This window comes from Pseudomonas sp. NPDC089741, from assembly GCF_044748825.1.
Taxonomy (GTDB): domain Bacteria; phylum Pseudomonadota; class Gammaproteobacteria; order Pseudomonadales; family Pseudomonadaceae; genus Aquipseudomonas; species Aquipseudomonas helmanticensis.
Genome location: NZ_JBIVGT010000008.1, coordinates 1 through 12,176, shown reverse-complemented (window position 1 = coordinate 12,176; position 12,176 = coordinate 1). Strand labels below are relative to the sequence as shown.

Below are 12,176 nucleotides of genomic sequence, written 5' to 3'. Positions count from 1 at the left end.
CCCCAAGGGAGAGCGCGCAAAAGTGTCCGCGAAGAAACCATCGAGCTTCTATATGAAGCAGATGCGCGCGGGCCTGGCCGCCGCCGGTTATGTGAAACACGAAACTTGGGTGCTTCCCGAAAACCGAAGCTTGCTCAAGCAAATGGAGCAACAGCTACGCCAACCGATTCTGGCTGGCTCTTTCATGTCGGAGAATTACATGAGCGCAGGCAACAACTGGAATATCGATAGCCTCTTCAACGCCCTAAAGGCCCTGGACGAGGTGGCTTCGCAAGAAATCACGCTGTCGCTGATCCAGAGTTCCGAACCCAGCATCAAGCTGGAAATGAATGAATTCGGCGGTCTGCCGATTCACATCGCCGTGGCCGGCCAGCAGATCATCGTCGACACCGTGCTGGTGGACATCGATTCGATCACTGACGTGCGCGCCTTCAACGACGCCGTGCTGCGCAGCCGGGAAATGTTCCCGCTGTCGTCGATCGGTATCGAGTCGATGCCGAACGGGCAGACCGTTTACAACATGTTTGGCGCCCTCAGCGCCGACTCGAGCCTGACCAACGTGGTGACCGAGGTGAAAACCCTGGTCGACAACGTGCAGCGCGCGAGTGAAGCTTTCGAACACTTCTTCAAGTAATCAACAGGGAATATCCAATGACTCAGTCCATCTGGAGCAAGTTGTTCACCGCACTGCGCGGCGGCGCCAATGAAGTCGGCGAAGCCATCGTCGACCAGCAGGCCCTGCGTATCCTCGATCAGGAAATTCGCGACGCCGACACCGCGCTGTCGAATGCCCGCCGTGAACTGGTCACGATCATGGCCAAGCACAAACTGGCCGCCGACCGCGTGAGCGAGTACGACGCCAAGATCAAGGATCTCGAAGCCAAGGCTGTCGCAGCCCTGAGTGCCGGTCGCGAAGACCTGGCGCTGGAAGTGGCCGAAGCGATCTCGACGCTGACCAACGACCTCGATGCCGAGAAAAAACAAAGCGATGAGTTCGGCACCTACGCCGAGAACATGCGCAAAGACATCAACAAGGCCGAAGCCCGTATCAAGAGCCTGCGCCAGCAAGTGGACATGGCCAAGGCGCGTGAAAGCGTGCAGAAAGCCCAGGTCAGTGCATCGATTGCCAGCGGCGGCGCCAACGGCAAACTGGAAACCGCGGTGGGCACCCTCAACCGCCTGCAAGCCAAGCAGCAGCAACGCGCTGCCGAGCTGAGTGCGGCCGACGAGCTGGCGGATGCATCGTCCGGCAACGACCTCGATCGCAAACTGCGCGACGCCGGCATCACGCCGAACGAAGGCAGCGCCAACGCGATTCTTGAGCGCCTGAAGCAGAAGTCCGCTCAGTAACAACGCAACCTACCCTGTGTAGGAGCCGCCGAAGGCTGCGATCTTTTGATCTTGTCTTTAAAAACAAAATCAAAAGATCGCAGCCTTCGGCAGCTCCTACATGGGGTCCCGGCCCGGTACACTAGCGACGTTTTTTTGCCGACGAACACCTCCACCCGCTTCAAGGAACGTACCCATGGGATGGTTTAAAGATTTGCTGGGCACCAGTAACTGGCAGACCGCTGCGCCAACGCCAACCGTTGCCAGTGGCCCACTCGGGATGGCCCAGGGCAAAGCCGTCAGGTTCGATACGACTCTGGCGCTGCTGCTCGACGGTTCGACCTCGGTGCGCGTGCCCTTCGACCAGGCGATCTGGAGCGCCGGCTGGGTCGACCTTGGCCAGTCCAACAAACTGCACCGCTATTACATGAACGACGAGGATTTCTGGGTTCAGATCCACGTCACCGGTGACGACCAGATCGAGTCGGTCACCCTGTTCAACTACCTCAGCTACGTGACCGTCAACAGTGACGCCGAACTGCAGCGCCTCGCCGGCCCAAGCAGCCCGATCGGCCTGCCGACCTACAGCCACGAAGGTGTCGAGTACACCCGTGAATGGGGCACTGAACAAGACCAGACAGAACTCGTACCGATGACCGAACAAGTGATCAATCCGGACGAGAGCTACACCATCGAACATCATTCGATGCTTTACGCCCGCGACACCGGCCTGACCGATCGCCGCGAATTGCTGCTGTTCTCCGTCGAACAGGACGAAGAAGGCACCGTCAGCCTGAGCACCTCACTGGGCATCTCGCTGTACACGACTGATATCGGCACCATTTAAAAAGGAAGTTTTTCATGCTGGAAGTGCTGGCCGTTTCCCTCAACAAGACCGCATTGGTCGGTTTCGTCGTCTACCTGATCGGCGCCGTCTTGCTGTTCATGCTGTTTCAATTCGTCTACACGCGCATCACCCCGCACAAGGAATTCGAGCTGATCCGCGCCGGCAACAGCGCCGCCGCAATTGCTTTATCTGGTGCGATCATCGGTTTTGCGATTCCGGCCAGTAACGTGATCGCCTTTTCGGTCAACGTCGTCGACTTCGTGCTTTGGGCGGTGATCGCGGCGGTTGTACAACTGCTGGCGTTTCTCGCCACAGGCCTGGTCCTCAAAGGCACTTCGCAACGCATCGCCAACGGTGAAGTGGCTTCCGGCATTTACGTCGCTGCGGTGGCGATCAGCGTCGGCATGCTCAATGCCGCGTGCATGACACCGTCCAACTGACCGGCAGGAAGCCCTCGATGAAACGCAGTAAATACGTTCAGTTGTCCCTCGCCGCTTCGGTGGCCCTGGCCATTTCCGGCGAAGCGGCAGCAATCGATCAGCCACGCAGCTTCCAGAGTGTCGAGCAGTGTGTCGATGCCGAAGTCGCCGCCGATGTCTGCTCGAACGCCTACGTCGCCGCCCTGACCGAACACCGGCGCATCGCCCCGGCGTACGATGACAAGGCCGAGTGCGACGCCGACTTTGCCGCCGACTGGTGCCAGAAAAACTCGTCCGGCAAATTCGTGCCGAAACTGGGCGGCTTCAAGATCCGCCAGAACGCTGAAGCGCCGCAGAATCTTGATGCGCTTGCCGATGCGCAAATGCCCGCCGGTGACGCCAACGCCGCACAGGCTGCACAGGCCACGAGCCACTCTTCCGGCAGTTCGACCAGCGGCCTGCTCACCGGATGGCTGATCGGCAATGCGATGAGTAACAATTCCAATCGCACGGTTTATCGCGATCGCGACACACGCCAGACCTACAACACCTCGACGCAGTACCGCAAAGTCGAATCGGCACCGGTCACGCGCAGCCAGCCTGACTACGAGAGCAGCAAGAGCAAGCCGGTGAACGTCGCGTCCTCGACTTCCCGTGGTGGTTTCGGCAGTCAGTCCAGTGCCCGTAGCGGTTGGGGTGGCTGGGGCAGCAGTTCCGGTCGTTCGAGCAGCTGATCATGAAAAAGATCCACTGCGCCGAGCGCCCCGACTGGAAACAGACCGCCGAGAGCCTCGGCTTCATGTTCCATACCATCGACGACGAACCGTACTGGGACGAAAGCGCCTACTACCAGTTCTCGCTGGCGCAGATCGAAAACGATCTCGAGGATCCGACCACCGAACTGCACGAGATGTGCATGGACCTGGTCGACCGCGTCGTGCGCAGCGAAGAGTTGCTCGACCGCTTGAGCATCCCGCCGTCGTACTACGACATGATCCGCACCTCCTGGCTGGAAGGTCATCCGCATCTGTACGGGCGCATGGACTTTTCCTATAGCGGTAACGGCCCGGCGAAACTGCTGGAGCTCAACTACGACACGCCGACCAGCCTCTACGAAGCGGCGGCGTTCCAGTGGGGCTGGCTTGAGCAAAGTATCGAACGCGGTACGCTGCCGCGCCATGCCGACCAGTTCAACAGCATCGACACCAAACTGCATCAGGCTTTTGCCGAGTTGCAACTGAAGCGGCCGTTCTACTTTGCGTCGATGCGGGACTCGGTCGAGGACAAAGGCACCACCGATTACCTGCGATTGATCGCCGAGAAAGTCGGTATCGAATCGCGGCACATCGACATCGAAGACATCGGCCTGACGGCTGAAGGTCGCTTTGTTGATCTGCAAGATCGCTGGATCCCGCACCTGTTCAAGCTGCACGCCTGGGAATTCATCTTCCAGGAGCCGTTCGGTGCGGCGATTGCCGAGTGCGACACGCAGTTTTTCGAACCGGCATGGAAGGCGATCCTGTCGAACAAAGGCGTATTGCCGTTGCTGTGGGAAATGCACAAGGGCCATCCGAACCTGCTGGCCGCGCATCTTGATCCAGATCCGGCCAGTGCTGTGCCCAAGGGCTGGGTACGCAAGCCGTACTTTTCCCGCGAAGGCGCCAACATTGAACTGCAGACGGCTGACGGTCTGATCGTCAAAGAGGACGGGCCGTACACCGATGCGCCATTTATCCTGCAGGAGTTTGCGCCGCTGCCAAAGTTTGGCGACAGCTACACGCTGATCGGCTCGTGGGTGATTGGCGATCAGGCGGCGGGGATTGGTGTGCGGGAAGACAACAGTTTGATCACCAAGGACTCCAGCCGCTTCCTGCCGCACCTGATTCTTGACTGAAACGCCCTCCGTGTAGGAGCTGCGGCACGCTGCGATCTTTTGACTTTGTTTTTAAGATCAAAAGATCGCAGCGTGCCGCAGCTCCTACAGGGCGCGTGTTTTATGCAGGCACAAAAAAGGCCCGTCGCTTGATGCGACGGGCCTTTTTATTTGCAGCGGTTACAACATCGGATCAGAACGGAATATCGTCATCAAAGCTGTCGAAATCCGGAGCTGGCTGCGGTGCGGCCTGCTGTGGAGCCGGGGCCGAACGCTGTTGCGGAGCCGACTGCTGCGGACGCGGAGCCTGCTGGCGTGGAGCCGGTGCGGACTGCTGGTAGTTGTTGCCGCCACCTTGTTGGTCGCCCTGTTGTGGACGGCCGCCGAGCAGTTGCATGGTGCCTTGCATGTCGACCACGATTTCGGTGGTGTAACGCTTGATACCGTCTTTTTCCCACTCGCGGGTCTGCAACTTGCCTTCGATGTAGACCTGCGAACCTTTACGCAGGTATTCGCCGGCGATTTCCGCAACCTTGCCGAACATCGAAACACGGTGCCACTCGGTCTTCTCGACCTTCTGACCGGTTTGCTTGTCGGTCCACTGTTCGCTGGTTGCCAGACTCAGGTTGGTCACGGCGTTACCGTTAGGCAGGTAGCGAACTTCGGGATCCTGGCCGCAAGTGCCGACCAATATGACTTTGTTAACCCCACGGGCCATAACGTTCTCCTAGGCTTCGCAAGCAGCCTCGGCCGGGTTGTTCACCAGGCGTTCGAGGGTGTCGCGATCCACTAATTCTTTGTCCAGTTTGATGTAAACAGCCGCTTCGTCAGCAACTATCACTGCATCGGTTACCCCTACAAGGGCCTTGAGGCGCTCGACCAGACCCGCTTCGCGGATCGCCTCGGGCGACAACGGCAAGCGCAGGCTCGTCACGTAGGGAGGTTCACGCATGGTAACAGCAAAGGCCAGCCAGATGGCAGCCAGACCCGCGCATCCAAGGAACACAACCGACAGACCGCCATGCTGAAACAACCAGCCGCCGAGTATCCCGCCGAGTGCCGAACCGAGGAACTGACTGGTGGAATACACGCCCATGGCCGTGCCCTTGCCACCCGCCGGTGAAACCTTGCTGATCAGCGACGGCAATGAAGCCTCCAGCAGATTGAACGCGGTGAAAAACACCACCGTGCCGATCACCAGAGCCCGCAGGCTGTCGCCGAACTGCCAGAAGAATAGCTCAGTCAGCATCAGCGTCAGGACGGCGCCGAGCAAAACTCGTTTCATCTTGCGTTTCTTCTCGCCATAGATGATGAAAGGGATCATGGCGAAGAACGAAATCAGCAACGCGGTGAGGTAGACCCACCAGTGCTGCTCCTTGGGCAAACCGGCTTTTTCCACCAGCGCCAGAGGCAGTGCGACGAAGCTCGACATCAACATGGCATGTAACACAAAGATGCCCAGATCGAGTCTCAGCAGGTCTGGATGCTTGAGCGTCGGCATCAACGCCTGACGCGCCACACCGGACTCGCGATGCGTCAGCGGCCCTGTGGATTTCGGCACCATGAACATGACGATGACGATCCCCACCAATGCCATGCCACCGGTGGCCAGGAACAACCCGGACAAGCCGAACGCGCGGGTCAGCAAAGGCCCGACGACCATGGCCACGGCGAACGACAGACCAATTGTCATGCCGATCATCGCCATGGCTTTGGTGCGGTGTTGTTCGCGGGTAAGGTCGGAAAGCAAGGCCATGACTGCAGCAGAAATGGCGCCGGCACCTTGCAGGATTCGTCCGGCAATCACGCCCCAGATCGAATCGGCTTGCGACGCGAGGACGCTACCGAGGGCGAAGACGATCAGCCCGAGGTAAATCACCGGGCGACGGCCGATGCGGTCAGAAATGATCCCGAACGGAATCTGGAAAATTGCCTGGGTCAGGCCGTAGGCGCCGATGGCCAAACCGATCAGGGCTGGGGTCGCACCCGCCAGATCCATGCCGTAGGTCGCCAGTACCGGCAACACCATGAACATGCCAAGCATACGGAAGGCGAACACCAGGGCCAGACCGCTCGCCGCGCGGGTCTCGCTGCCACTCATGCGTTCGCTGTGGGGATCGTGCATGGAAAAACCTCGTGTGAACCGGCGGCGATTCTACCAGTCCCATCGAAAGACGGGGTAGATCGCGACGCTTTGACGCGTATAGATGAAACTCTCTTCATCCAGGGTAAAAAACCCTTCGTTTGATAGTGTGCATCCATCCAGTATTTGGCCGTATACTCCTACGTTTTCGACGCCCGCCGAGCGAGGCCACTTTGGACAAGATCCTGATACGTGGGGCCCGTACCCACAACCTGAAGAACATCGACCTGACCCTGCCACGGGACAAGCTGATCGTCATCACCGGCCTGTCCGGATCCGGCAAGTCGTCCCTGGCCTTCGACACACTGTACGCCGAAGGTCAGCGCCGCTATGTCGAATCGCTGTCGGCCTACGCCCGCCAGTTCCTGTCGATGATGGAAAAACCCGACGTCGACACCATCGAAGGCCTGTCGCCGGCGATCTCCATCGAACAGAAGTCGACCTCGCACAACCCGCGCTCCACGGTCGGCACCATCACCGAAATCTACGACTACCTGCGCCTGCTCTATGCACGCGTGGGTACGCCGCGCTGCCCGGATCACGATATTCCGCTGGAAGCGCAAACGGTCAGTCAGATGGTTGACCTGGTGCTGGCGCAACCGGAAGGCAGCAAACTGATGCTGCTGGCGCCGGTGATCCGCGAGCGCAAAGGTGAACACCTGTCGGTCTTCGAAGAGCTGCGCGCCCAAGGTTTCGTCCGCGCACGGGTCAACGGCCGGATCTGCGAACTCGACGAACTGCCGAAACTGGATAAGCAAAAGAAGCATTCGATCGATGTGATCGTCGACCGCTTCAAGGTGCGCGCAGACCTGCAGCAACGTCTGGCCGAGTCTTTCGAGACCGCGCTGAAACTGGCGGACGGCATCGCCCTGGTCGCACCGATGGACGATGAACCGGGCGAAGAGATGATCTTCTCCGCGCGCTTCGCCTGCCCGATCTGCGGCCACGCGATCAGCGAACTGGAACCCAAGCTGTTTTCCTTCAACAACCCGGCCGGCGCCTGCCCGACGTGCGATGGCCTGGGGGTGAAGCAGTTCTTCGACATCAAACGACTGGTCAACGGCGAGCTGACGCTGGCCGAAGGCGCGATTCGCGGCTGGGACCGGCGCAACGTCTATTACTTCCAGATGTTGGGGTCACTGGCTTCGCATTATGGTTTTAGCCTGGAAGTGCCGTTCAACGATCTGCCGGCCGATCAGCAGAAGTCCATCCTGCACGGCAGCGGCTCGCAGAACGTCGACTTCAAATACCTGAACGACCGTGGCGATATCGTCAAACGCTCGCACCCGTTCGAAGGCATCGTGCCAAACCTGGAACGTCGCTACCGCGAGACCGAGTCGGCGAGCGTGCGCGAAGAGCTCGCCAAGTTCCTCAGCACTCAGTCGTGCCCGGATTGCCGTGGTACCCGTTTGCGTCGTGAAGCGCGGCATGTGTGGGTTGGCGAGAAGACACTGCCAGCAGTGACCAACCTGCCGATCGGTGACGCTTGCGAGTATTTCGGCCAGCTGAAGATGACTGGTCGACGCGGCGAAATCGCCGACAAGATCCTCAAGGAAATCCGCGAGCGTCTGCAGTTTCTGGTCAACGTCGGTCTCGACTACCTGTCGCTGGATCGCAGTGCTGACACGCTGTCGGGTGGCGAGGCGCAGCGGATTCGTCTGGCCAGTCAGATCGGCGCGGGTCTGGTCGGCGTTCTGTACATTCTCGATGAACCGTCGATTGGTTTGCACCAACGCGACAACGACCGACTTCTCGGCACGCTCAAGCATCTTCGCGATATCGGCAACACGGTAATCGTGGTCGAGCACGACGAGGATGCAATTCGCCTGGCCGATTACGTTGTGGATATCGGCCCGGGCGCAGGCGTGCATGGTGGGCAAATAGTTGCCGAAGGCACACCGGCAGAAGTCATGGCGCACCCGGATTCCCTGACCGGCAAATACCTGTCGGGCCGGGTGAAGATTGAAGTGCCGGCCAAACGCACGCCACGCAACAAGAAGCTCAATCTGTCGCTTAAAGGCGCGCGCGGCAATAACCTGCGCAATGTTGATCTGGACATTCCTATCGGCTTGCTGACTTGCGTGACCGGCGTGTCCGGCTCGGGCAAATCGACGCTGATCAACAACACGCTGTTCCCGCTGAGCGCCACGGCTCTCAACGGCGCAACCACTCTGGAAGCGGCCGCGCACGACAGCATCAAAGGCCTTGAGCATCTCGACAAAGTCGTCGACATCGACCAGAGCCCGATCGGTCGTACACCGCGCTCCAACCCGGCAACTTATACCGGGCTGTTTACGCCGATCCGTGAACTGTTCGCTGGTGTGCCCGAGTCGCGCTCCCGCGGTTATGGCCCGGGGCGCTTCTCGTTCAACGTCAAGGGTGGTCGCTGCGAAGCGTGCCAGGGCGATGGCCTGATCAAGGTGGAAATGCACTTCCTGCCGGACATCTACGTGCCGTGCGACGTGTGCAAGAGCAAGCGCTACAACCGCGAAACCCTTGAGATCAAATACAAGGGCAAGAGCATCCACGAAACCCTCGAAATGACCATCGAGGAAGCCCGGGTATTCTTCGACGCGGTGCCGGCACTGGCGCGCAAACTGCAGACCTTGATGGATGTTGGTCTGTCGTACATCAAGCTCGGTCAGTCGGCGACCACGTTGTCGGGTGGTGAGGCACAGCGAGTCAAGCTGTCTCGCGAGCTGTCCAAGCGTGACACCGGCAAGACCCTGTACATCCTCGATGAGCCGACCACCGGTTTGCACTTCGCGGATATTCAGCAGTTGCTCGATGTACTGCATCGTCTGCGTGACCACGGCAACACGGTGGTGGTGATCGAGCACAATCTCGACGTTATCAAGACGGCCGACTGGCTGGTCGACCTCGGGCCGGAGGGTGGCTCCAAGGGTGGCCAGATCATTGCCACCGGTACGCCGGAAGAAGTGGCCGAGATGAAGCAATCTCACACCGGCCACTACCTCAAGCCACTGCTGATCCGTGATCGGGCTTAAACGGCGAGCATGAAAAAGCCCCTGTCACTTCAACAGTGACAGGGGCTTTTTTGTATCTGCTGCAATCAGGACGTGTGGGATTGCAGGTAGTTCTCGAGACCTATCAGCTTGATCAGGCCCAACTGCTTTTCCAGCCAGTAGGTGTGATCTTCTTCGGTATCATTGAGCTGAACCCGCAGGATCTCGCGGCTGACGTAGTCTTTGTGCTGCTCGCACAACTCAATGCCTTTGCACAGCGCGGCGCGAACTTTGTACTCGAGGCGCAGATCTGCTTCGAGCATCTCCGGCACCGTGGTGCCGACGTCGAGGTCATCCGGACGCATGCGTGGCGTGCCTTCAAGCATCAGAATCCGGCGCATCAACGCATCAGCGTGACCCGCTTCTTCTTCCATCTCGTGGTTGATTCGCTCGTAGAGCTTGGTGAACCCCCAGTCCTCATACATCCGCGAATGAACGAAATATTGGTCACGCGCGGCCAGTTCGCCGGTCAGCAACGTGTTGAGGTAATCGATTACGTCTGGGTGGCCTTGCATCGCCCTACATCTCCCTACTTGAAAGTCTGTAGTTTGAACCAAGCTGACTGGAAGGTCACCCGTTACGCGCAATAAAAGCGAAGATATTCTTAGAAAAGCAGCCTAAATAACGCAAAAACCGCCCAAATGAGGGCGGTTCTGCTTCTCGTTTAGACTTCGTTAAGCTGTACGTTGAGCAGCTTTGCGATTGCTTCTCCATACGCCGGATCGGCTTTGTAGAAATGCTGCAATTGGCGGTCGACTACATCACTGGAAACACCTGCCATTGCACCGGCGATGTTGCTCACCAGCAAAGCTTTCTGTTCGTCGCTCATCAACCGAAACAGCGCACCGGCATGGCTGTAGTAATCGGTGTCTTCGCGGTGATCGTAGCGATCGGCCGCACCGCTTAGAGCCAGCGCAGGCTCAGCGTAGTGCGGAGTTTGTTTCGGCGTTTCTATGTAGCTGTTCGGCTCATAGTTCGGTGCTGCGCCGCCATTACTGCCGAATGCCATTGAACCGTCGCGCTGGTAAGTGTTTACCGGGCTACGTGGCGCGTTCACCGGCAATTGCTGGTGATTGGTGCCGACGCGGTAGCGATGGGCGTCAGCGTAAGCGAATACGCGACCTTGCAGCATGCGGTCTGGCGACAGACCTACACCTGGCACCATGTTGCTCGGGCCAAACGCTGCCTGCTCGACTTCAGCGAAGTAGTTCTGCGGGTTGCGGTTCAGTTCCAGTTCGCCGACTTCGATCAACGGGAATTCTTTCTGCGACCAGGTTTTGGTTACGTCGAAAGGGTTCTCGTAGTGTGCCGCCGCTTGAGCCTCGGTCATGATCTGGATGCACACGCGCCATTTCGGGAAATCACCGCGCTCGACCGCTTCAAACAGGTCACGTTGGGCGTAATCCGGATCGGTGCCAGCAATACGAGCAGCATCCGCTGGTGCGAGGTTCTTGATGCCCTGTTTGGTCTTGTAGTGCCACTTCACCCAGTGACGCTCGCCTTGAGCGCTGATCAGGCTGTAAGTGTGGCTGCCAAAGCCGTGCATGTGACGGTAACCGTCAGGAATGCCACGATCGGAGAAGAGGATGGTCACCTGATGCAGCGCTTCAGGCGAATGCGACCAGAAGTCCCACATCATTTGCGCACTTTTCAGGTTGCTCTGCGGCAGACGCTTTTGCGTGTGGATGAAATCAGGGAATTTCAGCGGATCACGAATGAAGAAGACCGGCGTGTTGTTGCCAACAATGTCCCAGTTACCTTCCTCGGTGTAGAACTTGAGGGCAAAACCGCGAGGGTCGCGCTCGGTATCGGCCGAACCACGCTCGCCACCCACGGTGGAAAAGCGCAGGAACGTCGGGGTTTGCTTGCCAACCGATTCGAACAGCTTGGCGCTGGTGTAATCGGTGATATCACGAGTGACGGTAAACGTGCCGTAAGCGCCCGAGCCTTTGGCGTGTACGCGACGCTCTGGAATATTTTCACGGTTGAAGTGTGCGAGCTTCTCAAGCAGATGGAAATCGTCGAGAAGCAACGGGCCACGCGGGCCGGCGGAGCGAGAATTCTGATTATCAGCGACAGGTGCGCCACTGGCGGTCGTAAGCGTTTTGATCTGGCTCATACGGTCTTCTTCCTCTGTCAGTCTTGAAACTGCCGGCTAATCGGCTTGATGGGAAGTATTGATCATCAATGTGACAGCCACAAATTCATTAACTTGTGCGTATCGATAGAAAATTACTAATTATGTTTCCCAGCACATAGTGACAACAGAACAGGGTCAGAAGCTTGTACGAACAGCGCATTTTCTTGCAGACACAAAAAACCGGGCACTAGGCCCGGTTCTTTGTTTCAGACTGACGTCTTACTCGGCGGATACAGCTTCGCCAGCAGTAGCACGATCAACCAACTCGACGTACGCCATAGGCGCGTTGTCGCCAGTGCGGAAACCGCACTTGAGGATGCGCAGGTAGCCACCCTCACGGGTAGCGTAACGCTTGCCCAGGTCGTTGAAGAGCTTACCAACGATAGCTTTCGAACGAGT

Annotated in this window: 12 protein-coding genes; 7 read left to right on the top strand and 5 right to left on the bottom strand. The window is 58.5% G+C overall.

All coding sequences use genetic code 11. The features are described from left to right. Positions 1–52 precede the first annotated feature (52 nt). From ACIPZE_RS10880 to ACIPZE_RS10855, 6 genes are all read left to right on the top strand, one after another. On the top strand, positions 53–634 hold the full coding sequence (locus ACIPZE_RS10880) for a YjfI family protein (RefSeq protein WP_227698851.1): 582 nt from the start codon (positions 53–55) through the stop codon (positions 632–634). Positions 635–651: 17 nt separating this feature from the next. Next, entirely contained in the window at positions 652–1,350 is a 699-nt protein-coding gene (locus ACIPZE_RS10875) for a PspA/IM30 family protein (RefSeq protein ID WP_129395724.1), read from the top strand. Positions 1,351–1,525: 175 nt separating this feature from the next. Then, on the top strand, positions 1,526–2,176 hold the full coding sequence (locus tag ACIPZE_RS10870) for a DUF2491 family protein (protein WP_129395725.1): 651 nt from the start codon (positions 1,526–1,528) through the stop codon (positions 2,174–2,176). A 14-nt stretch (positions 2,177–2,190) separates the two neighbouring features. Further along, positions 2,191–2,616: a DUF350 domain-containing protein gene (locus tag ACIPZE_RS10865; RefSeq protein WP_283438838.1), complete on the top strand. Its 426-nt coding sequence runs from the start codon at positions 2,191–2,193 to the stop codon at positions 2,614–2,616. A gap of 17 nt (positions 2,617–2,633) precedes the next feature. Further along, the gene (locus ACIPZE_RS10860) at positions 2,634–3,329 is read left to right on the top strand and encodes a DUF1190 domain-containing protein (RefSeq protein WP_400772810.1); all 696 of its coding nucleotides are present in this window, start codon (positions 2,634–2,636) and stop codon (positions 3,327–3,329) included. A 2-nt stretch (positions 3,330–3,331) separates the two neighbouring features. After that, positions 3,332–4,489 (top strand): glutathionylspermidine synthase family protein, encoded by a 1,158-nt coding sequence (locus ACIPZE_RS10855; protein ID WP_283438840.1) that lies wholly within the window; start codon positions 3,332–3,334, stop codon positions 4,487–4,489. 172 nt (positions 4,490–4,661) lie between these two features. On the opposite strand, the gene ACIPZE_RS10850 is transcribed toward ACIPZE_RS10855, so the two are convergent. Both ACIPZE_RS10850 and ACIPZE_RS10845 read right to left on the bottom strand, forming a co-directional pair. Beyond that, the gene (locus tag ACIPZE_RS10850) at positions 4,662–5,186 is read right to left on the bottom strand and encodes a single-stranded DNA-binding protein (RefSeq protein WP_008081898.1); all 525 of its coding nucleotides are present in this window, start codon (positions 5,184–5,186) and stop codon (positions 4,662–4,664) included. 9 nt (positions 5,187–5,195) lie between these two features. Next, positions 5,196–6,593, bottom strand: a complete 1,398-nt coding sequence (locus tag ACIPZE_RS10845; protein WP_129395729.1) for an MFS transporter — start codon at positions 6,591–6,593, stop codon at positions 5,196–5,198. Between the two features lie 191 nt (positions 6,594–6,784). On the opposite strand from ACIPZE_RS10845, the gene uvrA reads away from it, so the two are divergent. Next, the gene (gene uvrA / locus ACIPZE_RS10840) at positions 6,785–9,619 is read left to right on the top strand and encodes an excinuclease ABC subunit UvrA (protein ID WP_283438841.1); all 2,835 of its coding nucleotides are present in this window, start codon (positions 6,785–6,787) and stop codon (positions 9,617–9,619) included. Positions 9,620–9,684: 65 nt separating this feature from the next. On the opposite strand, the gene bfr is transcribed toward uvrA, so the two are convergent. The 3 genes from bfr to ACIPZE_RS10825 form a co-directional block, all read right to left on the bottom strand. Next, positions 9,685–10,152, bottom strand: coding sequence for a bacterioferritin (gene bfr / locus ACIPZE_RS10835; RefSeq protein WP_007918444.1), 468 nt, complete (start codon positions 10,150–10,152; stop codon positions 9,685–9,687). Between the two features lie 149 nt (positions 10,153–10,301). Further along, positions 10,302–11,756 (bottom strand): catalase, encoded by a 1,455-nt coding sequence (locus ACIPZE_RS10830; RefSeq protein ID WP_400772807.1) that lies wholly within the window; start codon positions 11,754–11,756, stop codon positions 10,302–10,304. Positions 11,757–11,996: 240 nt separating this feature from the next. Beyond that, positions 11,997–12,176, bottom strand: a 180-nt coding sequence (locus ACIPZE_RS10825; RefSeq protein ID WP_400772805.1) for a bL17 family ribosomal protein, incomplete at its 5' end; no start/stop codon positions are given.

Excerpts from the sequence above, each read along its gene's own strand:
- ACIPZE_RS10875 (WP_129395724.1), top strand. The coding sequence starts at position 652 with ATGACTCAGTCCATCTGGAGCAAGTTGTTCACCGCACTGCGCGGCGGC.
- ACIPZE_RS10870 (WP_129395725.1), top strand. The coding sequence starts at position 1,526 with ATGGGATGGTTTAAAGATTTGCTGGGCACCAGTAACTGGCAGACCGCT.
- ACIPZE_RS10845 (WP_129395729.1), bottom strand. The coding sequence starts at position 6,593 with ATGCACGATCCCCACAGCGAACGCATGAGTGGCAGCGAGACCCGCGCG.
- ACIPZE_RS10880 (WP_227698851.1), top strand. The coding sequence starts at position 53 with ATGAAGCAGATGCGCGCGGGCCTGGCCGCCGCCGGTTATGTGAAACAC.
- ACIPZE_RS10850 (WP_008081898.1), bottom strand. The coding sequence starts at position 5,186 with ATGGCCCGTGGGGTTAACAAAGTCATATTGGTCGGCACTTGCGGCCAG.
- ACIPZE_RS10855 (WP_283438840.1), top strand. The coding sequence starts at position 3,332 with ATGAAAAAGATCCACTGCGCCGAGCGCCCCGACTGGAAACAGACCGCC.
- bfr (WP_007918444.1), bottom strand. The coding sequence starts at position 10,152 with ATGCAAGGCCACCCAGACGTAATCGATTACCTCAACACGTTGCTGACC.
- ACIPZE_RS10860 (WP_400772810.1), top strand. The coding sequence starts at position 2,634 with ATGAAACGCAGTAAATACGTTCAGTTGTCCCTCGCCGCTTCGGTGGCC.
- ACIPZE_RS10865 (WP_283438838.1), top strand. The coding sequence starts at position 2,191 with ATGCTGGAAGTGCTGGCCGTTTCCCTCAACAAGACCGCATTGGTCGGT.
- ACIPZE_RS10830 (WP_400772807.1), bottom strand. The coding sequence starts at position 11,756 with ATGAGCCAGATCAAAACGCTTACGACCGCCAGTGGCGCACCTGTCGCT.